Annotated in this window: 24 protein-coding genes and 1 riboswitch; of the genes, 1 reads left to right on the plus strand and 23 read right to left on the minus strand. The window is 37.4% G+C overall.

The window, feature by feature from the left end; all coding sequences use genetic code 11:
- Positions 1-59 precede the first annotated feature (59 nt).
- The 11 genes from ACIQXW_RS21055 to ACIQXW_RS21105 form a co-directional block, all read right to left on the minus strand.
- Complete coding sequence (locus ACIQXW_RS21055; RefSeq protein WP_340821949.1) at positions 60-779, minus strand: YebC/PmpR family DNA-binding transcriptional regulator; 720 nt, start codon at positions 777-779, stop codon at positions 60-62.
- 218 nt (positions 780-997) lie between these two features.
- Positions 998-1,462, minus strand: a complete 465-nt coding sequence (locus tag ACIQXW_RS21060; protein ID WP_402765247.1) for a low molecular weight protein-tyrosine-phosphatase — start codon at positions 1,460-1,462, stop codon at positions 998-1,000.
- A 59-nt stretch (positions 1,463-1,521) separates the two neighbouring features.
- Entirely contained in the window at positions 1,522-2,130 is a 609-nt protein-coding gene (locus ACIQXW_RS21065) for a lysophospholipid acyltransferase family protein (protein WP_340821947.1), read from the minus strand.
- 131 nt (positions 2,131-2,261) lie between these two features.
- Positions 2,262-4,181: a 3'-5' exonuclease gene (locus ACIQXW_RS21070; RefSeq protein WP_402765250.1), complete on the minus strand. Its 1,920-nt coding sequence runs from the start codon at positions 4,179-4,181 to the stop codon at positions 2,262-2,264.
- Positions 4,182-4,282: 101 nt separating this feature from the next.
- The gene (locus ACIQXW_RS21075; RefSeq protein WP_340821945.1) at positions 4,283-5,113 is read right to left on the minus strand and encodes a putative RNA methyltransferase; all 831 of its coding nucleotides are present in this window, start codon (positions 5,111-5,113) and stop codon (positions 4,283-4,285) included.
- A complete protein-coding gene (locus tag ACIQXW_RS21080) occupies positions 5,114-6,493 on the minus strand; it encodes an MATE family efflux transporter (RefSeq protein ID WP_401021616.1) in 1,380 nt (459 codons plus the stop codon).
- Positions 6,494-6,636: 143 nt separating this feature from the next.
- A complete protein-coding gene (locus tag ACIQXW_RS21085) occupies positions 6,637-7,404 on the minus strand; it encodes a tyrosine-protein phosphatase (RefSeq protein ID WP_340821942.1) in 768 nt (255 codons plus the stop codon).
- Between the two features lie 270 nt (positions 7,405-7,674).
- Positions 7,675-8,634 (minus strand): ABC transporter substrate-binding protein, encoded by a 960-nt coding sequence (locus ACIQXW_RS21090; RefSeq protein ID WP_401021613.1) that lies wholly within the window; start codon positions 8,632-8,634, stop codon positions 7,675-7,677.
- Between the two features lies 1 nt (position 8,635).
- Positions 8,636-9,178: a hypothetical protein gene (locus ACIQXW_RS21095; protein WP_340821939.1), complete on the minus strand. Its 543-nt coding sequence runs from the start codon at positions 9,176-9,178 to the stop codon at positions 8,636-8,638.
- Between the two features lie 155 nt (positions 9,179-9,333).
- A riboswitch (cobalamin riboswitch) is annotated at positions 9,334-9,543 on the minus strand.
- A gap of 154 nt (positions 9,544-9,697) precedes the next feature.
- Positions 9,698-10,243, minus strand: coding sequence for a glutathione peroxidase (locus ACIQXW_RS21100; RefSeq protein WP_402765254.1), 546 nt, complete (start codon positions 10,241-10,243; stop codon positions 9,698-9,700).
- 237 nt (positions 10,244-10,480) lie between these two features.
- Positions 10,481-11,029: a hypothetical protein gene (locus ACIQXW_RS21105; RefSeq protein ID WP_340821937.1), complete on the minus strand. Its 549-nt coding sequence runs from the start codon at positions 11,027-11,029 to the stop codon at positions 10,481-10,483.
- A gap of 93 nt (positions 11,030-11,122) precedes the next feature.
- Here ACIQXW_RS21105 and ytvI point away from each other — a divergent pair, with 93 nt between their 5' ends.
- Positions 11,123-12,181: a sporulation integral membrane protein YtvI gene (ytvI, locus tag ACIQXW_RS21110; RefSeq protein WP_402765257.1), complete on the plus strand. Its 1,059-nt coding sequence runs from the start codon at positions 11,123-11,125 to the stop codon at positions 12,179-12,181.
- A 422-nt stretch (positions 12,182-12,603) separates the two neighbouring features.
- Here the strand turns inward: ytvI and ACIQXW_RS21115 are convergent, their stop codons facing one another.
- From ACIQXW_RS21115 to ACIQXW_RS21170, 12 genes are all read right to left on the minus strand, one after another.
- The gene (locus tag ACIQXW_RS21115) at positions 12,604-13,767 is read right to left on the minus strand and encodes a C40 family peptidase (RefSeq protein ID WP_402765260.1); all 1,164 of its coding nucleotides are present in this window, start codon (positions 13,765-13,767) and stop codon (positions 12,604-12,606) included.
- Between the two features lie 554 nt (positions 13,768-14,321).
- On the minus strand, positions 14,322-16,307 hold the full coding sequence (locus tag ACIQXW_RS21120) for an ABC1 kinase family protein (protein WP_340821932.1): 1,986 nt from the start codon (positions 16,305-16,307) through the stop codon (positions 14,322-14,324).
- A gap of 250 nt (positions 16,308-16,557) precedes the next feature.
- Positions 16,558-17,508 (minus strand): c-type cytochrome, encoded by a 951-nt coding sequence (locus ACIQXW_RS21125; protein ID WP_402765264.1) that lies wholly within the window; start codon positions 17,506-17,508, stop codon positions 16,558-16,560.
- Positions 17,509-17,966: 458 nt separating this feature from the next.
- Positions 17,967-18,674: a DsbA family oxidoreductase gene (locus ACIQXW_RS21130; protein WP_402765266.1), complete on the minus strand. Its 708-nt coding sequence runs from the start codon at positions 18,672-18,674 to the stop codon at positions 17,967-17,969.
- A 10-nt stretch (positions 18,675-18,684) separates the two neighbouring features.
- Positions 18,685-19,461: a sulfite exporter TauE/SafE family protein gene (locus ACIQXW_RS21135; protein ID WP_401021603.1), complete on the minus strand. Its 777-nt coding sequence runs from the start codon at positions 19,459-19,461 to the stop codon at positions 18,685-18,687.
- 131 nt (positions 19,462-19,592) lie between these two features.
- On the minus strand, positions 19,593-19,820 hold the full coding sequence (locus ACIQXW_RS21140) for a sulfurtransferase TusA family protein (RefSeq protein ID WP_340821927.1): 228 nt from the start codon (positions 19,818-19,820) through the stop codon (positions 19,593-19,595).
- Between the two features lie 48 nt (positions 19,821-19,868).
- Positions 19,869-20,996, minus strand: a complete 1,128-nt coding sequence (locus ACIQXW_RS21145) for an MBL fold metallo-hydrolase (protein ID WP_402765269.1) — start codon at positions 20,994-20,996, stop codon at positions 19,869-19,871.
- A 231-nt stretch (positions 20,997-21,227) separates the two neighbouring features.
- Complete coding sequence (locus tag ACIQXW_RS21150) at positions 21,228-21,623, minus strand: DsrE/DsrF/DrsH-like family protein (protein WP_402765272.1); 396 nt, start codon at positions 21,621-21,623, stop codon at positions 21,228-21,230.
- 16 nt (positions 21,624-21,639) lie between these two features.
- The gene (locus ACIQXW_RS21155) at positions 21,640-22,194 is read right to left on the minus strand and encodes a sulfurtransferase TusA family protein (RefSeq protein ID WP_401021597.1); all 555 of its coding nucleotides are present in this window, start codon (positions 22,192-22,194) and stop codon (positions 21,640-21,642) included.
- A gap of 82 nt (positions 22,195-22,276) precedes the next feature.
- Complete coding sequence (locus ACIQXW_RS21160; protein ID WP_340821922.1) at positions 22,277-22,573, minus strand: rhodanese-like domain-containing protein; 297 nt, start codon at positions 22,571-22,573, stop codon at positions 22,277-22,279.
- Between the two features lie 12 nt (positions 22,574-22,585).
- A complete protein-coding gene (locus ACIQXW_RS21165; RefSeq protein WP_402765275.1) occupies positions 22,586-22,927 on the minus strand; it encodes a rhodanese-like domain-containing protein in 342 nt (113 codons plus the stop codon).
- Positions 22,928-22,970: 43 nt separating this feature from the next.
- On the minus strand, positions 22,971-23,231 hold the full coding sequence (locus ACIQXW_RS21170; RefSeq protein ID WP_173479334.1) for a metal-sensitive transcriptional regulator: 261 nt from the start codon (positions 23,229-23,231) through the stop codon (positions 22,971-22,973).
- Positions 23,232-23,290 lie beyond the last annotated feature (59 nt).

Consider the following 23,290-nt stretch of genomic DNA (forward strand, 5'->3'; position numbering starts at 1 on the left):
CCCTAAGTTAAAAAAACCAGTAGCAAAGGATTGCTACTGGTCTGACTTATAATAAAAAATTATTCACCTAAATCTGCGTTATGGTAAACGTTTTGTACATCATCTAATTCTTCTAATGCATCAATTAATTTTTCAAATTTCGCTACATCATCACCTGTTAATGCAACTTCTGTTTGAGGTAGCATAGAAAGCTCAGCAACAGTGAATTCTTGAACGCCCGCCGCCTTCAGTGCTTCTTGTGCAGCAAAGAATTGGTCTGGTTCCGCATAAACAATGACTGTCTCATCTTCTTCAAGAATATCACGTGCATCGACATCTGCTTCCATTAAAATTTCAAGAACTTCATCGGCAGTCTTGCCCTCTAAACCAATAACTGCTGTTGAATCAAACATATAAGCTACAGAACCACTTACACCCATGTTACCGTTGTTTTTACCAAATGCCGCACGTACATCAGAAGCTGTACGGTTAACATTGTTTGTTAAAGCATCAACGATTAGCATTGTTCCAGCTGGTCCGAAACCTTCGTAGCGTAGTTCATCGAAGCTTTCATCGCCGCCACCCTTCGCTTTTTCGATTGCTTTTTCAATAATATGTTTAGGAACACTGTAAGTTTTAGCACGTTCAAGAACAACTTTAAGAGCGCGATTTGATTCAGGATCTGGTTCGCCTGATTTTGCTGCTACATAAATTTCACGACCGAATTTTGCATTCACTCGACTTGTGCTTTGGTCTTTTGACGCCTTCTTTTCTTTAATATTGTTCCACTTACGACCCATTGTTTCCACTCTCTTTCGAAAATAAAGTTTATAAAAATCATAGATGTACAACTGCACATCTGCAAATGGTATTTAAATACTTTTCGTATCTTTACTCTGCAAATAATAACATATTGATGCTTACAAAGCTAGATATACCAATGTCTAACGTAATGTTTTCTAAACAGGTTGTTGCATGAAATATTTTAATTTTAAGGCTCTTAATCGTTCTTACATGTTCATAGCTTTTGCTCTTGCTTAATTTTTTCTAATAAAGCCCGACAGCCTTCTAGCACTAAATCATAAGTTTCCTGAAAATCCTCTGTATAGTATGGATCAGGTACATCCATCCGATGGTCCGTTAAATCTAAAAAGCGAAAAATTTTTGGAGAATCGGGATTTCCAAGCATCGTGTAAATGTTACGAATATTATTTTCATCCATTCCAATAATGTAATCGAATTGGTCAAAATCTTGCTTATGTAGTTGTCTACTTTGCATTCCTGTCGTCGAAATACCATATTCTCGCAACTTGTCTTGTGTACCTCGATGTGGAGGCTCGCCAATATGCCAAGAGCTTGTTGCAGCCGAATCTACTTTAATTTTGTCATGCAACTTCTCTTTTTCTATTAAATCTCGCATAACTGCCTCAGCCATTGGAGAGCGACATATATTCCCTAGGCAAACAAAAAGTACATTAATCATGAAAAATGCCCCCTACGACAAAGCACCCAAAATCAACTTGATTCTGAGTGCTGTCCGTATTATTTTTTATCCGCTGCAATTCGTTTATTTAATTCGTCTGTTAAGGCTATAAGCTCGTGTTCAAGATGGAGTGTAAATTCCTCACGTCCTTCTTTTCCTTTGCCTGTTACATAAAACGGCTCACCATAGATGAGATAACCTTTCCCACGCTTAAACACATCGCCAGCATTTCGCGCTCCAACGTAAGCAGCTGGAACAATCTGTGTTTTAGACAGCTGTGCAATCGTTATAGCACCTTGCTTTAAATCAGATCCTTCTGAGTTTCGAGTACCTGATGGGAAAATCCCAACAATCTTCCCTTCCTTCAGCAACTGCGATGGAACTTTAATAACACTTGGTCCTGGATTGTCACGGTCAACTGGAAAGGCGTTTAAATGGTTAATAAGCCAGCCAAGCCCCTTAATATCAAACAATTGCTTTTTCGCCATAAAGTGAATTTCACGAGGCAAGACTGCAACACCTAAGTTTAATATATCCACATACCCTGTATGTGTACATGCAATAATAAACCCACCATCTTTCGGTAAGTTTTGCTCATCATATACACGTGCTTTTGAACCTGATAATTTTAATATCAATTTGACAAGATTTGCCGTAAATTTATACACTGTTTTATTCCTACCTTATTCAATAGTTATTACCATTGTAATCGAAAAGTGTTGTATACTGCAATTGTCCAAGTCAAATCTATTTGATCCAATAAATGCGAATTAGAACATATACAACATTACCATACGTATTATCCGCTATTACTTCCACTCTTCTTTAGCTTTTTTCGATTCATTGCTATGTCATCGAAGTATTGTGTATAAACAGAATCTCCTGAGTAGGAAAGACATAGATATTGCTTCGCCCGCGTCATTCCAATATAGAGTCTTGCTACTTCCTGCTCCACATCTTCCTCTAAATACCATGGGGTGTTGTCAAGATTCACCATAAATACAACTTGAAAATCCAATCCTTTACTGCTATCAATTGTACTAATCTTTACCGATTCTTCTTCTCGCTCAAATGCACGTTTACTAACTGCTGACTCCGCAATCCAATAATATGGAATGCCAATTTCACTTAGCTGTTGCTGTAAAATTGCTACGTAATCCTGCCCCTTACTCTTTTTCACTCTATATAAAATAAGAATTTCATGATAAGGAATTTTCCTTTCAATATGTAGCTTTTGTATTTGTAATGCTACAATTCGCGCTTCCTCAAAAAAATTATTACGTCGAATAATGGCAGGTTCATCACCCTTACGTCTTGTGCTTTGTGGAGCAATAATCTCCCCATTTATCTCCTTAGAAACGACTTTATTTTTTAATACGGAAAAATGCTGATAAAAGTCCCATGCAAACTTCACAATTTGTGCAGTATTACGATAATTAATGCTAAGTACCTTTGAACGTCCTTGGAAGCTTAAACCAGTATCTTGAATATATGAACGCGTACGTTTATAAATAGATTGGGCACGATCTTCTACTAATAGAAGTGACATAGTATCAGGGTTCAATAAGTTTGCTACTAACTTAAACCATTCACTTTCAAAATCCTGCCCCTCATCTATCATGATGGCATCGTATTTCGGTAAAATTACCTCTCCCTTCTCCATTTTTTCTAGTAACAGCTGTATTTTCCCCTCTTCAGTTTTTAAATCCTGCTTTAAAAATGCATGAAAGTTACGCACCTCAATATGATGTTTCTGTGGCTTGAAGCCATCTGTGTTATTTGAAAAATCAAATTCAAATAAACTATCAGGAGTATGCATCATATGAAAAATCATTTGTTCAATTGCACGTGCAAGAGAAATATTGTAGCATAAGATGAGTATTTTCCAATCCGGATGTTGTTTTGCCAATAGTTTTGCTCTCGCAGCCAAAACTAATGTTTTTCCACTACCGGCAACTCCACGAATCAAGCGGTTTTTATCTCCGATTTGCTTCGCTAATTTCTCTTGATGTAAATCCATTGTTTTAATATCATGTAACGACAGTAATAGCTGATCCTGGTAAGGTATAGGTTCTTTAAATTCCGCACTAATTCTTACCTCAGGAAATAAATGATACCGGATACGATTGATATCTTCTGGAGTTAGTGACTCTTTTAATCGAAATGGCATACTAAACATATTTATAATCTTCTCAAACAAATTTTCCTCTGAAAAGCCTTCATAATCTGGATCAATTTCGTCTCTAGTTAAACAAAAATTTGGCTCTACTACGCTATAGAGGTCGTTCTCAATAAAATCACATTGGGTCATCCTTGTAAAAACAGTACCAGCACCGCAAGGAAATTTCAGTTTAAATTGATATTTACCTTCGAGTTGCACAAGGCTTTTATCCTTTTTAAGTGTGTCGCATATATGAAACATAAAATCTTTTGCTTGCTTATATGGACTTTTCACAGTAGTTTGTTCACCTTTTGTAGAACGAATCATCCATGTATCCTGGTTTATTTGCATTAATGTATTTTTTGTATAATCTTTTACCTCAAGTACAATTATTCCTAAATCCGGACCTAAAATTACAAAATCTGGACGTCTCCCTAAAATCTCAGGCTCATAGTACACTATATAATCATCAGGCAAATATTCCTTCAATGTCCTAAACAACAGGCGCTCTCCAGTTGTCGCAGTGGATCGAATCGTCTCCGGCATGGTCATTGCCATATAGACACCTCCATTTTCTTATACATAGCGTACTAGTTCGCCAAAAACGACAAAACTCCTGTTTTTTTCACAGGAGTTTCCAATTTTTTTGCATTTATGATTTAGACCCGACCTACTAGGACATCGACATCAATCGTGATTTCATTTACAGTCACTTCTGCATGCTGCGCCTTATGCCAGCCCATCGGCGTCATTTCAAGCAGTGCAGGAACGAGCACAGAAGCAAGTGGCACCGTATAAGTTATACGCTCTACTGTGACATTTGAAAAACTTTCACGAAAGCGTTCTACAGTTTGCTCATTGGAGTATGTTTCTTTTGCCGAATCAGCATAAAGTTGTGAACGTAATTGTTGCAAATAGCCACTTTGCGGTACCACTTTTACGACACATCCATTTGATGTAAGCAATCGTTTAAATTCTTCATAATTAGCTGGGGATAAAATATTTAGAATGACATCAAAGCTTGTCTTGGCAAAAGGACTCTTTGCTAAGTCACCAACACACCAGATTTGCTTTGGATAATGCCGAGCAGCTGCAAGAATACCCTCTTTTGCAATATCAATACCAATGCCTATCCCTTGTTTTTGCGACAGTATACGGGCTAAATGTGATCCCTCTCCACAGCCTGTATCAAGCACTGTTTTGGCTTCTCCTATTAGTTCTGCTATTTTCTCCTCTAGTGGATCATATAGACCACTATCAATAATCGTTTTACGGGATTCAAAAAGATCTTTACTATATTTAGAAGCTGCACTATGCGTCAGCATATTTACATAACCTTGCTTAGCAATATCAAAGGAATGGTTTGCTGAACATGTAAGCCTCCCTTGATCATAGACCTGCATGGACTCCTGACAAATCGGACAAGCAAATAACCCGATATTTGCATCTATTAACGCTGCTCCTGCAGCTCGTTTAGAAAGTGCTCCCATTTAATTCGCCTCCTTTTGTTCAGTAGGTGAGACAATTGCAAAACGCTCCCACTTTCGACTTTTCCATCTAAAGTATACGATAATGGCACGCATCCATTCATCTGCTGAAATAGCTAACCATATCCCTACTAGTCCCCAATCTAAAACAAATACAAATAAATAGCCAAGTGGCAAACTCATGCAGACCATCGATAAAAAGCCGATTTTCACGGGAAATCTTGCATCGCCTGAAGCACGTAATGAATTAATAACTACGATATTCATCGTACGACCTGTTTCTAATAAAATACTTAATGCTAATACAGACCCACCAATGGCTATAATCTCTGCATTATCTGTAAATATGCTCATTAACTGTTTTCTAAAAATCGTCACTACACTTACCATTAGTATTGTAAAAATAAAAGCTGAGCGCACGCTTATCCATAATTGATGATAAGCCTCATCTTTTTTACCCGCGCCTACATAGCGGCCAATAATAATAGCTGTCCCCGTACCGATTGCAACCGCAAACAAATACGTAAACATCGAAATATTCATTGCATATTGTCTTGCTGCAAGCGTTTCAGATCCTATATAAGTTGCATAATAGAGGAAGACAATTTGGCAAAATTGATAAAGCACTTGCTCAAATGCAGACGGTAACCCGATATTTAAAATTTTTCTAACATACTCTTTTGAAAATGTGAAATAGTATTCGATTTTTACACGTATCTCCATTACCTGATACAACAGCCATGCAAATACAATAACCGCAAGTCCACGACTAATAATGGAGGAAATCGCAGCCCCTTTCACACCCAATTCCGGCAATCCGAAATTACCAAAAATCAAACCGTAGTTTAACACGACGTGAACGACATTCATACCGAGTGATACATACATTGTCTGCTTCGTCCAACCATGTACACGAATAATAGCCGCTAATGCATTAATAATAGCTTGTAAAAAAATAAAACTACCAATTATGACTAAATAACTTTGGGCATATTGTAAGACATCGCCCTTCAAATTCATCATCGTCATTAAATGGCTTGAGCCTAAGAAAAACAGAGCACTCATAATAAGCCCAACAATTAAGTTCATCGTAATTGCCAACGCTGAAATCTTTGTAGCCTCTAATAATCTTTTTGAACCTAAATATTGCGAGACAACTATCGCAGCACCATTGCCTACCACTTCAAGAATTAATATCGCAATATGAATGTATTGATTTGCTGCGCCCACACCTGATACAGCGTTATCCGATAAGGCACTTAACATAAATGTATCGGCTAATCCCATCAACATAAATAAAAAAACTTCTAAAAAAATCGGCCATGTTAAATGAAATAGACTAAATTGGTCTGCCGAATGTTTCTCTCTAATCGCATTTCCCAACAACTTCACTTCTCTCTATATTACATAAAAATCTATTGTATCTTATCACAGATTTACTACTGTAAAGGATAGCTAATACAAAAATATTTTGAATAGCTTACAAAAAAATCCCTCTCACTAACTTACTGTGAAAGGGCGTCCTATTAGCATAAGCAATTTTCTTGTAATTGCTGGCGTTTTTCTGTTGTTAAACCAAACTCTTGCTCTAAAAACACTGTTTTCGAACCATAACGACTATCTATAGCATCGAAGGCAGCTTGCAAATAATCCTCACGTGCTGACATTAATGCATGGAACTGTTGTAACTCTTGGTCATTAAAAGTATTTTGTATTGCCTGTGCCATTCGTTCTACCATAGGGCGTAAATAAATATTCGTATCTAAATAGTCTTGCATAATGGTTTCCTCGGGTACATCTAATGCGAGCAAAATGAGCGCACCGCCAATTCCCGTTCGATCTTTTCCTACGGCACAGTGATGAACGAGGCCTAAATTATCTGGATTTTGAATTGTAGACATTAATTTTTTAAATGAAGCATTGTTAAATGGCATTTGTGCATAAAAATCGCGGAACATCTCTGGGCTTACAACCTTATAAAAATTGTGGCCGCCGGTATTTGTCGGCATCTCAAATGCGTGGTTGCCTTTTGCAGGAATTTGAATATACTTTGCGCCCTTGAATGTGGGGTTAGGATTATTTTGAGCCTCTTGTTGATCTCGGTAATCGAAAATTGTTTTTACTCCTAGTGCTTCAAAGCGCTCCTTATCCGCCGGTGTCATCTTACCTAGTGCAGCCGAACGATATAGCAATCCATTCTTAACCACTCTGCCATCTCGCGTCTTATAGCCACCCATATCGCGGAAATTTAAGACTGCCTCAAACGGAATAACCTTCATGTCAAACTGTGTCATCCACTACGCCTCCCTTATTTAAGCAATCATTTATATTTCTATTTTATAGAACAACTGAAGATAATACCAATTATTCACAAAACCTTTTAGTAGAGATTCAAAGTCTATGAATCACCGATTGTCTTGAAGATATCGGAGGTTGAAGACCGTGAAGCCTGTACTTAGCGGACAACAACATTCACAAGCAAAAAAGTGTTAGATTGATTGCAGTCAATCTAACACTTTATCTCTTTTGCCCAAATTTTAATAGTTGGCTTTCACCATTTATCCTTATTTAAATAATTCGGGATATACTGCTTTTGCTACCATCTCAACAGCTTCACCAATACGTGGACCTGGACGATTGGAAATATCAGTATCAATATAATTTACTGCTTTATCTTGAATAGCAGTAATTGTATTCCATCCATCACGCCCAAGAATTTCGCCTACTGAGTCTTCTACATAGTTTACTGTTGTTAAAATAACTTGAGGATTTTTTGCGATAACATCTTCCTCAGAAACTTTTACCCATCCTGTTTGATCACCAAATACATTGTTCACATTCGCTGCATCAAGAATCTCTTGTTGGAAAGTACCAGCTGCTGTTGTATAAATATCTGGCTTAGGGCTAATTTCTAAATAAACATTTTTCGGTGTTTCTACAGTTTTTACTTTTGCTTGCACATCCGCAATTTTCGCTTTAATATCTTTGTTTAATTGCTCACCTTTATCTTGAACACCCATCACTTCAGCGATTTGTTGAATATCTCCATAAACATCTTCAAATGATGCGGCTGATTTAATAACAAATACTTTCACGCCTGCATCTTCAAGACCTTTAAGGGCATCTAGTGTCTCGTCATTACCTGTGTAATAAGCAATTACAACATCAGGCTTTAGCGCTACAATTTTCTCGCTATTGAATGTTACAGAATCTGACACTCGTTCGATTTTTTTTGCTTCTTCTGGGTACGTATCATATTCAGTTGCCCCAACTACTTTATCGCCAACACCTAGTGCAAATAGAACTTCAGTGTTACTCGGTTGTAATGACACAACCGTTTTTGGTACTGCATCAAATGCTACTTCTACATCGCGATCATCTGTCACTTTGTAGCCTGTTTGCTCAGCTTGTTGTCCTGTTTTCGATGTATCGTCCTTTTTAGCTTCATTTGCTGTGCCGCAACCTGCCAATACAAGTGCTAACATTAACACTGTAAGCCATTGGAATTTAAATAGTTTCTTCACTTTACACATTCTCCTTCTTTTTCTTCATCGGATATGATTTGCTTATAAACGGTATTTCAGCAATACCAGCTTGTTGATTCATGTATACAGCCATTACAAAAAATACATTAGCTAATAATCCTAAGTAATCGAAAAGGATGGCTGGTACTTCTCTTTCCTCAGAAACTTTATGTAGAACACGGTATGATTTTTTTGCCTCACTACGACATAAATGAAGCGCAGTTGCAGCCCCCGTACCTTGTGGTAAAACAAAGTTTTGGATTTCTTCCTTTACATGCCCCACATAAAAATCATAGCGCTCGCTAAGCCATAACAAATCTTCTTCCGTTACCGCTAATTTGCCACGTACTGAGCCATTTACATGGTAGGCCATTGGCAAAATAGTCAATAAATCTGTCGCCACTACTTCAACTTTTTCAGCTTTTACAGCCGTCAATGCTACACCGACATGAGTTGTTAAACTATCCGTACGAATCTCAAAATCTACTGTAGATATTTTTTCACGCATGAACGGGTAGCAAGAATAACGGGCATCTTTTTTCATACTTAGTCCCTTCTTTCTTTCATGAACAGATTTTGCTTTACAGGTGCATAAAAAAACGCCGCTCCCTAGGGAACGACGAAAATAGCATATATAGTGCCGCCTCACGCGACATTGCCTATGTATTTGCCGTATATCCTCCTAGCTTCCGAAGAGTTTTTATACATTAAATAAAGGTCGGTCTCCTGGCTCGTACAGCTCACTACCCAATGCAGTAGCGATATCATAAAACCTTCCCATCTTGGGTCTTCACCTTTTCGACAGTGGCATTTTTTATGATTCTTGTACTTACAGTTGCGGAAACAGCTTCGGTTTTACACCGAATTCCCGATTATGCTAAAGTTAGCACCATTATTCTGCAAGAATTATTCACTTGATTAGCAGTTTATCATATATTGATTTGAAAGAGTAGTTGCGAGATTGTGGAATATTCGAATATATTTATACAAAACTTAGCACTATTTCTACATAGTGATCCGCTATTTGTTATTCCAGCCTAAAAATTCTGATTAAAATAGCTAGTTATAAAATTTTTTCAATAGCTTGCTCAATATCTAATTGTGAATCTGTTGGTTCAAAGCGCTCAACTGTATGACCTTGATTATCTACTAAAAATTTCGTAAAGTTCCAACGAATGTTACGTCCATCTAAAAAGCTAGGTGCAATTTGGATAATAGCCTCAGCTAACATCTTTTCCTGCATATTTGCCTTTCCGAATTCACGAAAATCTACTTCGTGCTTTAAATAATTGAATAACGGATGTGTCTCTTCTCCATTAACCTGAACTAGTTCAAAAATCGGGAAAGTTACCCCGTAGTTAAGTTGACAAAGTTGAGTTGTCTCAACTCCATCTTCTGGGTTCTGCTGTCCAAACTGATTACATGGGAAACCTAAAACAACGAAATTTCCCTTGTCATATTTATTATACATTTTTTGTAAATCTTCAAATTGATATGTAAAATCACATTGGTTGGCTGTGTTGACGATTAACATTGTCTTTCCACGAAATGTCTCCATTGATAAAATTTCACCATTTGGCTTTTTCACTAAATAATTATAAATCCCCATTTTCTCGACCCGACCCTTTCTTATTTACAAAAATTATACTGTTACTATGCTATATACAGTTGCAGATTTACGTGTTTCCTCTTTATAGATAGTTTCTGGCTCTCACTTATACTAAAGCTTACGTCAGTATATAAGACCTATCAAAAACTGAATCCATCCTCCTGTTTTCATTATAATCAATAACTTTTCTTTCTTCAAAATAACACACTTGGGCATAAAAATAGCCATCTCGCTATTTTAACGGATGGCTGTTTTATATTTCTTTTTGTATTTTATATCCTGCTCTTCTTCTATTAATCTCTTTGCAATATCCAGTAAGTTTTGATCATTCGTAGCATCAAACAATTTCTTGAAGGAGACAATAATATCATATCGAATACGCGATGGTTGCTTTTCATCGATACATGTTTGGAACCTTTTCGCTAAATACGAAACAATTAAATCCCTTTGAACTTGTCCAGCAAGCCCAATTTGCCAAATTGCTTGAAGAGCATGCCTTGCAGTTACTGTTTTTTCATCGTATGTTACGGCCCAAATTTTTAAAAAATCATCCAGAACACGTTCTTCCGGGTCACTTTTTGCTGCTAATGCACATAAAAACTGTGCTGCCCGTGCACGAGCATGTCCATCTGTATATGTAAGGGCTTTAATAAGCTGTTCCCAAACTGCATATGTCCAATCTACTGGTTCTTGCATAATTTTTATCAATCTTCTATACGACTCGTATTCAATCTCACGGTCACGCTCTGTTAAATTACTAAAAAGTTGCAAAATCTCTTTTTCCATGATTTATCCCTACCTTCATTCTTTCAGAACGTTTTCAAATTTTAATTTTTTTATGTTACACTTTACTTAAAAATAACGATAAAAGGAGAGCTTATGAATAGAACTATAACTCGAAAGTTGACTATACGAACTCTAGCGATTATATGCCTACTTATAGCCTTATATTTTATCATTCCTGTCTCCGTGCCAATTATTTTAGCAGGTGTTACAGCTTTTTTATTAGAACCCATTGTTATGTTTTTTAAACGAAAATGGAAAATGTCGCGAAAAATAGCTGTTGCTTTTATATACATAGTAAGTGTTATTTTTATTTCTATTATTTGTTACTTTACTATTACGCAACTAATGTCGCAAATTATTTCCATTTCAAAGCAAGCACCTTACTATATTTCTAAATTATCCGAGATGTGGGGTCATATGCAAGAGAATATTTCAAAATATACAGAAGACTTTCCAACTGAAGTGAGTGCTTCACTTCAAAAAACGACAACCGACTTCATTGAGAAAGTTGAAGAATCTTTTTTAAACTTCTTTAATTATACCAAAGTTACGACCTTCTTTTCACAAATTCCAAGCCTCTTTATAAGTCTTCTTGTTTATATGATCGCCCTATTTCTATTTATGCTAGATTTACCAAAATTAAAACAGTCAACTTACAAATTTTTAAAGCCTACAACTGAAGAGAAATTGAAAATTATTACTAATCGTTTAAAAGATGCATTTTTCGGTTTTATGAAGGCTCAGATTCTTGTTAGCTTTATTATAGCTGGGGTTACACTTGTAGGTTTACTACTTATTCAACCGAAATATGTGATAGTAATGACCATAATTATTTGGATTATTGATGTTATCCCGTTCCTTGGCTCAATTATTATTTTAGCACCTTGGGGAACTTATCACCTCCTGATGGGTAATACAGCGATTGCCATTAAGCTCTTTGTTCTTGCAGCTATTTTATTAATTATTCGCCGAACTGTCGAGCCTAAAGTAATGGGTGCACATATCGGCTTACCCCCTCTACCAACATTAATCGCGATGTTTATTGGTTTGCAATTGTTTGGCGTCATCGGCTTACTCGTAGGACCATTTGTTATCATCTTCCTCTTCGCCTTAAAAGAAACAGGGATTATCAAATTCAATTTCAAAATTTAATATAAGATTAGATTGAAAAAATATACTGCAGTAAGGGATATTCTATTTGATGGGCGTATAAATACCAAAAGGCACTCTCGGTTCTTTTTAAACAGAGGGTGCCTTACATTTTTGTCTATTTACGACTACTAGAATATGAAGTTATAAATTGATTGACTCCGCTTTCTTTAAGAAGTGTTTGATTATTACTGCTTCTTCTACACAAGTAATGTAAGCAGTTGGCGCAATCGTTTTTTTCGTGTGATTTAATTGTTTGGACCAAATTCCTTAGTGTCTGTTACAGTTTTTAAAGTATTTAAAACTGTTATACAGATTTATGTTTATAGATTTTCAAATAAAAATAGCACCCATTATCGTTACTTGATAATGAATGCTATTTTATTTAACTTTTTTGCTATTAAAATCGTCTAACTAATATAGACTTATTGAATACGACCGAAGCCTACTAAATATTGGTTCCACCAATCTAGTGACTCAATGACTACCCCTTTATTTTGAGCATCAATCATTGTGTTATTACCAAGGTAAATACCAACATGCGCTACGCCTGAGCCATAGCTGAAGAATACTAAGTCACCAACACGAGCTTCACTTGCTGAAATTCGTTTTGTTGATAAATATTGTTGTGATGCTGTACGAGGTAATGATACGCCAGCTTGCTTGTAAGACCATTGTACAAGACCTGAGCAGTCAAAGCCTGTTGTAGGATTACTGCCACCCCAAACATATGAACGACCTAGGAATTGCTTCGCTGTAGAAATAGCATCACCTGAAGATGCAGTACCTGAACCAGATCCAACTATGATTGGTTGAGGTTTGCTACCACCGTTATTTTTACCGCTAGTGTTAGTGTTGTTGTTATTGTTGTTGACATGAACTACAGGTGTAGCTGCTTGAAGTGCACGTAAACGAGCTGCTTCTTCTTCCGCTGCCTTACGCTCTGCTTCAAGACGCTCTTCTTCTTGTTTCGTTGCAATTTGTGCCTTTAATGCAAGTGATTTTGCTTGGTTTTCAGCTTTTTTCACTTCCATTTCGCTTTCTTTTTGTTGAAGCTCTTGGAATTGTTTTTGAAGCTCTTTTTGTTTTTCATCTAATGTTGCTTTTTGTTCTTCTAATTTCGCTTTGTCTGCTTCTTGTTGATTTACTAGCTCTTGGTCAGCATCCATTAATGTTTTTACCGCTACGACACGGTCCATTAAATCTGCAAAGCTCTTCGATTCTAGAACAACGCTTAAGTATACACCCACTGTGTTATCTTGTGCTTGGTATGCAGCCATACGCTCACTTAAAATAGTTGAACGTTGCTCAATACGTTTTTCAGTTTCAACAATACCTGCATCTACTTCTTTTATATCTGCTTGTACTTGGTTAAATACTTTAACTTTTTGATCAATTTCTTGTTGAAGTTGGTCTAACTCTTTTTCTAAATTTTTAACTTCTGCATCAATTTTCGCTTTTTTATCTATCATATGCTGAGACGTTTCTTCAGCGTGTGCTTCAATCGGTTGAACTGTATTAAATAATAGGCCGCCTGCAAGTGCTAATGCTAGCACCATCGACTTACGCCATTTATTACGCTTACCCATGGGTCTTCATTTCCCTTCATCTATCAATTTCGCTCTTTATTTTCCTATGTAAATACATGAACGATCAATTTAAATTCTTATGTTTTTATTAGCCTTTTAAAGTTTAGCATTATTGCCGTAACTTTTATACTATTTCCGACCGTTTTAATAGTTTAGTAAAACTCGAAATATAATTGTAACATTGTAATTAATACGACATTTTTCTACAAAACATTAATATAACGCTACAATTTACTACAAATTTCTCTAAATAGCACCTTGCACCTTGGTTATTTGTAATCTTTTTGTAATATAAAAAGGTAGGAGAATCATCCCCTACCTCAAACTGTATCCAAACTCATAGAATTAAACTACTACCATTGATTTCTGCTGCGGGCGAGCGCTTGCCGCTCCAATCAACTGAAAATGTACACTGTGAAAAACACTAGGAAATATGCGATTGACGACTTTAATTGCTTAACAAAATTGCATTGCAGCCAATGCCTACTAAATGACAAAATGCAGTAATAGTGAATTTCTTTATACTTTTAATCAGCACTTTGTAGTGTCTTCTCCTACCTCATTGAGCGTAGCGCTTGAATAGATAGTCTTACTAATAAAATTGCACATAAGAACAACCCTAGATAAGCGGCAGTATTCAAATACACTGCATACGACTCATGAATGAATTGAGAAATTGCTAGTAGTGCGACCGAGATAATACCAAATGTAATGCCGACAAGTAATAAAACAAAACGTGCAAATAGCTGGGTAATGAAACGTGAGTTATGGTCATCTGAAAAAATATCATGATGCAATATAATTTTTCCGCTTTCTACTCTTTGAATAAGCTGATCGATACGTCTTGGCATTTTTCGTAAAGTAGGAATCAGCATCGACAGTTCTTCCTGCACTCGATCTTTTGTCGCCATCGGTTCTTTAAATGGTCTTAAAAATGCAGCTCTCATATAAGATGCGGAAAAATCTTTAGCTTCTGTAAAAATATCAAATTGCGAATCAATTACACGTAATGTCCCATCTAATGTTACTAATGATCGAAGCGCTAAACCAACAGAAGGATAAAACGCAAGGCCAAAATCCCGTACGACAGTAAACAACGAATGTATCAATTCTTCAGTTGGAATACGATCTACATAGGATATTTTAAGTAATATTTGGTCCATTGCCTGTTCTACCCTACCACGATCCGCATAGTCCTTATTTTCTACTAGCAACATTAAGCCATCGTATAAAATACTGGAATCATTTTGTTGAATACCTAATAAAAATAACTTTAATCCCTCTTGTTGTGTAGCTCCTAAGCGTCCCACCGCTCCGAAATCGAGGAGAATTGGTCCCCCATCTGTCTCATCAATATAAATATTTCCTGGGTGCGGATCTGCATGAAATATTCCTGAAAATAACATTTGTTCAAAAAAGGAATACAAAATTGTTCGTGCAAATTGTCTGCGATCAATATTCAATCGTCTAAATTCAGATGAACCCTCAGCCACACTTTTACCACGAACGTATTCCATTACAATGATGTCTTCATCGCAAAACTCTGTATATATTTTAGGTATACGTACTTTATATTCACTTTTGGCAAGAGCATTCGTTACCTGTAAAGTATTGCGTACTTCAATATCTAAATGAATTTCTTCCCTTAAGCCATCTGCAAATGCTCCCGCTAATTCTCGGAAGCCTAAAGACTCTGCCCAAGTAGACTTGTTTGCAAACCAATTTGCAAATTCCTCTAAAATATCAAGATCATCACGCATAATTCCTTTTACTTCTGGACGCAATAGCTTGACTACGACTTCTTCATAGTTTTTCAGTCGTGCCTTATGTACTTGTCCAATAGAAGCTGCTGCCAATGGCTCCATTTGAAAGTTTGTAAATACATCATCTACAGACATTGGTAGGGATTCCTCTAAAATCTTTGTAACTTGCTCTTGAGGTAAAGGCTTTACACTTTGCTGTAAATGTTTTAACTCATCTATAATAATAGGAGAAAATAATTCTTTGCGCGTTGAAAGTACTTGCCCGAATTTAATGAATATCCCGCCACATTGCTCCAAAGTTGTACGTAATGCAACAGCAAGCTCCTTCTCATTTTCCCGCTGCCTTGCATATTTAATCGTTTGCACTATACCATTTGTTACTGCTATTTTTAGCACCTGACGCAATCTCTTCTGCTGACGCCAGTAGCTGCGCAATCTCAACAATATTGATTTTTGCCCATTACGGCGCTCTCCACCTTTAATCCCTATTGGATCAAACAGTTCGAATACGAGATAGAGTAGCATCGAGATAAGCAACATACTACCTATCCAAATAAGCGTACTTACCTCGGTAACGGTTTGCATCATTGACTCCGATAAAAAATCTCGATGACGCAAATAGGAGTACCAATAAACAAAGGACGTAAGTGTAACACTAATAACAACAGACAGTACTCTTCGTACAAAGTTAATATTTGAGCCTATTAAACGACCACTAACAAAATAAATAATTCCTGCAACAAATATAATTTGAATAAGTAACTTCAAGTAAATCAACAAGCGCCACCTCCCGTTGTTTTTCCTAATACTGCTAGTATACCAAATTCATGTACTAACTTTCTTTTCCGAACTACTAGGGACAGCAAGATAAGTTGGAGGCAGTTCCACTATTTTCTTTTACGCATAATAGGACTTCTTATAACGTAAAAATCCACTTCGCTTTCCGCGGGCTTTTCGTAAGCCGCAGAAATCTCCATAGATTTTCACTGACAATATTCAGAATTGTTTCGGTGCCTGGCACTTTTTTCTAATTCGTAGAAAGCACTTGCGCCCAATCAATCGTGCCATTTTTTACTTGATCGCGCTTCTCTTTATCCATTAAGTCGTTAGGACGACCACCTTTTGGCCAGTCTTTATCGTGGTTGGCCCATTCAGGACGATCCTGCGATAAAATGTAGGCAGCTAAGTCAGCAGCATCTTGATCAGATAATGTTCCACCCGCTCCAACTGGCATATTATTTTTAATGTAGCCAGCCATTTTGGACATACGCGCCATCCCCGCACCATCATTAAAGGAATTATCGCCCCATAATGCTGGACCTGTGTTAGCGCCAGTACCAGAGCCATCTGCAGCATGACAAGCAATACAAGATTGTCCGTATAATTCTTCGCCGTTCGCTACATCTGGAACAGGTATGTTTTTCATATTACTTGTACCTGCCCATTCACGCTCTGCTCCAATCGGTACTCCTTGTGAAATATAAGCAAAATAGGCAACCATAGCTTCAAGTTCGTCACTGTTCATTTCAAACTTTTTGCCGTTCATACTTCTTACCATACAGCCATTTATGCGTTCTTCAATCGTCACAATTCCTCCAGAACGAGCGATATATTGTGGGTAGTTAGCCATAACGCCAACTAAAGAAGAGGCTTGTTCATCATAGCCTGCACCTGCATGACAGCTTGTGCAAGATAACTGATTTCCTACATATTCATCCGCAGCAACGTGCGTATTATTTACAAGCTCATAACCAAATAAAATAGCTTCTTTCATCGGTCCATCAGGTACTTCTTCGATACTCGGTGGAGCGTAGACTACCTTTTGAGAAGCTGCCGTTGTTGGAATTTTTGTCTGTACTGCCGCTTCTTGCGTCTCACCATTTGCATCACCTAAAATTTTGTCACTGATCACTGCCCCAACAAAAAGTGTAGCGGCTAATAAGACTGTTCCCGCTATACCAGTAGCCATTTTCTTCATTACCAATACCCCCTTTGAATGTTAATTTTATTCTAGCAAGATAATATATGGCACGATGTGACTTTTCTCACACTTCACAGGAATAGAACCATAAAGACGATAAAAATGGAATTATTATACAAAATATTTTGTTCTATAACAATAGAAACAATCCTTAATACCTCTTGAAGTACCTAATTTTTTCTGCTAAAAACTGTGCTGTCTACATAGCAAAACCCACTGTTTTCGATAAGAAAACAACAAAAATAGTATGCCAAGAACACTTGGCATACTATAGTCTCCTATATTGTAAAAAACCACTTTGCTTTCTGTCGGGCACAAGCCGCAACCCTTGCTACGCTTGGTCTATTGCGTCTTACATCTTATGTTGTTCCCGCTGGAGTCTACGTGATTTCTACTTACATACTCACAAGTTAATAATCTGAAAATTCAAAATCGTTTCGGTGCCTGACACTTACTTAGTATTTACATTCGCCATCAGCACAGGTAGCGTCTCCATGACCAACTAGATTGAAAGTTGGTTTAATGCCTGCAATTTCTGCTGCTTGATGCAATGTACGCACGAACACTTCATTTGGCTCAGCACCTTTAATGCCGTAACGATTTTCAAAGACGAAGAACGGTACGCTTTGTACGCCAATCTGTTGTGCATCATAGCGATCTTTATCCAACTCTTCCATAAAATCGTTTGGATTAGTCAGCACTTCTTTTGCTGTAGCAACATTCAAGTTTAATTCTTTAATAACTGCTAGTAAAACAGCCTCATCATTTAAATCTTTACCTTCTATTAAATAAGCAGCCATTAAAGCCTCCGTATAAGCCGCTTCTTTACCAAATTGTTTCGTCCATTTTGCTAGTCGATGGGCGTTTTCAGTATGCACTTTTTTCATCTCAGCAAAATTATATGCTAGATTAACTTCTTTCGCTCGGTCTATTATGCCCTCAGTCATTTGCTGGGCTTCTTCAAACGTTACTTTTTGGTGTGCCATGAAATATTCATAATAATTTTGACCAACCTCTTTGGTTGCGCCCGGATCAATTTGGTAAGATTTATATTCTATGTCTACTTGATCTGTATAACCTGCCTCTTTTATTGCGTGCTCTAATTCTTTTTTCCCGATATAACAAAATGGACATGAGAAATCTGAAAACACTTCAATTTTCATAGTACCCCTCCTATAAAATATCCATCCAAATTTTCACCGCAGTAGCTAAAATCAGGACAGCCAATATTCCTTGTAATACTTTCGTATCCAAACTCTTACCTGCCTTTGCCCCCAATGGTGCCGCTATTAAACTAGCTACAATCATTATAGCCGCAGGGTAATAATCGACTTGACCCGTTATCAGTTTTCCTGTTGTCCCCCCAACGGAGGAGATCAACGTAATGGCTAAACTTGTAGCAATCGTCATACGTGTTGGAATTCTTAGTACAACAAGCATTATCGGTACAAGAAGGAATCCACCAGCTGCCCCCACAATGCCAGAACCAATACCGACGATAAATGCTAAAATAGCTGCTACTGACTTATTAAATGTAACTTCATTCATCGGCTTCTCATCAATTTGTTTTTTAGGAATAAACATCATAATTGCAGCAATGAGTGCCAATATTCCATATACAATGTTGACTCCCGCCTCCGATAAATATCGCGAACCAAAGCTACCTATAAAGCTACCAACTAAAATGGCTCCGCCCATAGAAATAATAAGCGATTTATTTAAGTAGCCACCTTTACGATATGCCCATACACCCGCAATCGAAGCAAACAAAACTTCTACAGCACTAATACCCGATACCTCATGCGCTGTAAATGCCGTAAATCCGAGTAAGGAGGGAATATACAGAAGCATAGGATATTTAATAATTGCTCCTCCAATTCCTAGCATACCTGATACAAAAGAACCTACAAAGCCAATTATAAATATTGTAATTACCCACGATATAGCCATTCAGTTTTCCTTCTTTCAAGTCTTTTACACCTTGTCCTCTATTAATTACGAGGCATATCAAGGCAAATATCCCAATGAATTTTAGAATGAAGATGAAAGGTGAGTGTCCTCATTTGAACACTCACCCCGCATTACGCTTTTTGAATAAAGAATGTAATGACGCCAGCTTCTTCCGATTTATCTAAAATCGTGTGACCTCCCGCATTAGCCCATGCAGGAATATCCGCTAAAGCTCCTTTATCCGTAACTTGTACTTCTAAAACCTCACCTGATTTCAGTGTATCAATAGCCTTTTTCGTTTTCACGATAGGCATTGGGCAAGATAAGCCCTTTGCATCTAATTGTAAGTTCGCGTTCATGTTAATCTCCTTTTAAATTGTGTGGAAATTGTGTGGGTGCCTGGCACTCTATCTAACTGCGCAGCGGTTCGGCCCGATTTCCATTTCTGTTTGTTCCTCTAATGCCGGTGTTACTTTCCCCATATTCACTTGGCGAATTTCCTGATATGCATTTGGTTGTGGCGGTAAATTATTTGTTACAATGTTGCGGAATGTCTCATCATCGTCAATATTTAAACCGTGATTTTCTGCAAATAATTCCCCTAGACGCTTCGCAACAGTACCATCCTCATTTAATTCATCAATAATCATAAAATGGGCAGGTAACACAACTAAATCATCCGATAATTCACGGTAGCGCTTATAAAGCGTTTCTCGCAAATCACCAACCCAGTCTTCTGCAAGTCCTGCTAAATCAGGGCGACCAATCGAATCGATAAATAAAATGTCACCTGTTAATAAATATTTGCCATCTACAACAAACGATGTCGAGCCAATCGTATGACCTGGTGAATAAAGTGCACCTACATCAATTTTCGATGCACCAATTTGCACAGTAGTGCCATCTACTAATGGCGTATAATCAAATACGACCTCTTCTGCATCCTTCGGAGGTAAGTAATAAGCAGCGCCTGTTGCAGCTGCGATATGACGACCACCTGAAATATGATCAGCGTGTAAGTGCGTATCAAAGACATGTTTAATGTTTACGTTTTTTTCTTTTGCAAAGTTTGTAAATACATCTGTGAAACGAACAGCATCAATAATTGCTGCTTCACCTTCCGAAATAACCATATATGATAGGCATCCTTTACCTAAACGGACGAACTGGTATAACTCGCCCCCACCAGTTAAATTGCCTACTTTAATTGGCTCTAAATATTCACTCCACGTTTTCATACCACCCTCTAAATAAGCAACTGAACGTCCAGTTTCTGATAGCATCTCAGCTATCATCATCGATGAACCTTCCTTTGCGCAAACGACTAATACATCTTTATCCGCTGGGATTTTAGGTAAAATTTCTTCAACACCATCCAATAGCGCAAAATACGGAACATTTAGGTACTCAAATTTATGCCCATCAATTTTCCAATCTGCAAATGCATCTGCATTACGTACATCTAAAATAAATAAATCATCATTTTCGATTACTTTTTTCGCTACATCAGAAGCGTTCCATTTTAATAGTGACATCAATATTACCCCCTAAGGTATTATATTACTTATTTTTTTAGCGGAAAGGACATGCCTCTCCGCTTACTTGCTTTATTGAATAAAATCATTTACCCAACGATATAATTGCATTCATTATTTCCCTAGCCCGCTTGAAAAACGCCTTTTATAATCTGTGACCTTTAACTTCCTTCAGTCGAGATTTGGGCACTACTAAATTTTCGTGCATCATGAGCATTCATCTTAAGCAAGTTAAAACGTTAATGATGGTGCTGCATCTTTAGCAAATTCTAAAAATGTAACAGCCCCACCAACCTCAATACCATCTACGAAATCTTCAATCGTTAAGCCCATGACGTCCATCGTCATCTGACACGCAATAAATTTAACGCCTAATTCCTGTGCCATTTCCACTAATTGCGGAATTGCAGGTACATTCGCTTTTGCAAATCCTTCAGCAAAATGCTCTGCTCCAGCAGGCATCGGTAAAGCATGCATCCCTTGCTTATGAATTAAATTTAACCCTTCAAATGTGAAAAAGATTGCTACTTCCTTGTCAGAAGCCGCCGCTGCTGTCGCGATATTGAACACCTTATACGCATCGAAAAGACCACCGTTACTTGCAATAATTGCTACTTTGTTTGACATAATAAATTCCTCCATTTTAAATAGTTTTGAATAATTCGCCCGTCCAAGATGTCATACCTGGTAGGACGTTAAATACTTTTGTAAAACCATTTGCCTCAAGTTTTTGCGCCGCTAAGTCACTACGCGCTCCTGTACGGCAAATTACATAAATTTCTTGTTCTTTATCTAGTTCAGAAAGTCGCGCTTCAAGCTCACCCATCGGAATCGACTTAGCACCTTCAATATGACCGAAAGCAAACTCCGCTTCCTCGCGCACATCAAGAATAAGCCCATCTCTTCCTTGTATTTGCTGCAACTCAATTGTTGATTCAAACGTTTTTTCACCGACTGCATCTTGTGCACATTTACGAATATAATGTTTCAGCACAGCATCTTCATCTATCGTTCCAATATACTGATGCCCAACAGAGTCAGCCCAAGCAGCAATATCCGCTTTCGAACCTTTATCCGTTGCTGATACTTCTAAAATTTGGCCATCTGCTAATTCCGCCATTGCCTTTTTCGTTTTTACGATTGGCATTGGACAAGATAGCCCTTTAGCATCTAGCTGAAAATCTGCTTTAATTGTCATAACTTCCTCCTTATACTTATAGGGGTATTATTTTTAATAAAAAAATATAGAGTTGGCCATTGCATAACCTTCACTACATTTTTTACCGAACTTCACCTTCCCACGCAAGCATACCACCAACCATATTTGTCACATCAAAGCCTTGGCTTTCTAAAAATTGAGTAGCTCGACCACTCCGAGCACCTGATCGGCAAACCATAATATATGTTTCATTTTTATTTAACTCATGCATTCGAAACTCCAGCAAGCCTAGCGGAATATGAATAACACCAGGTATATGACCTTCCTGCACTTCATCTACTTCACGTACGTCAATTAATTTTAAAGTTTCGCCTTGTGCCAAAGCCTCTTGAACTTCTTTTGCTGCTATTTCTTTCACGATTGTTACCTCCTAATAAGCGCTCATGCCACCACGGACATTAGTTACACGCTCATATCCTAGTTTTTTCAATTGCTTGCACGCCTGACTACTACGCATACCACTTTGACAAATAACAACAACTTCTTTGTCCTTCGGTAATTTATCGTATCCAGAGCCAAGGGGGATATTTTTAAATTGAGGAATGTTTCGACCTTTGTACTCAGCAGGTGTTCGCACATCAATAAATACTTTATCCTTATCATTCAGCATATTTTTTAATTGTGCTGTTGAAATTGACTGCACCCCTTTTGCTGGCTTCATACGCCAAATTAAAAAACCAATAACAATCGTAATAATAATCCATGTTTCCAAGTGTACTACCTCCTATCCACATACTATAAAGGGTATAATGAAATTATCTACTTTTCACAACTAAATCCATCGCTTCTTGGATGGCAGTATTCATTTTCTCTGAATCTCCATCGGCAGTCGTTACACAATCTAACAAGTTTTCACTGACGATAACCCCTATCGTCCGATCAACCGCAGAACGTACGGCGGATAGCTGTGTAATCACATCTTTACAGTTTTGACCTTCTTCCATCATGCGTAAAATTCCCCGCAATTGGCCTTCCATTCGCTTAATACGATTGGCTGTTTTAGCATCGTACGCCATTATGTGCACGTCTCCCTTCAAATTTAGTAATCCATCTTGCTTACGTGCTTTATAATATA

Source organism: Lysinibacillus sp. NPDC097162, from assembly GCF_044762185.1.
Classification (GTDB): Bacteria; Bacillota; Bacilli; order Bacillales_A; family Planococcaceae; genus Lysinibacillus.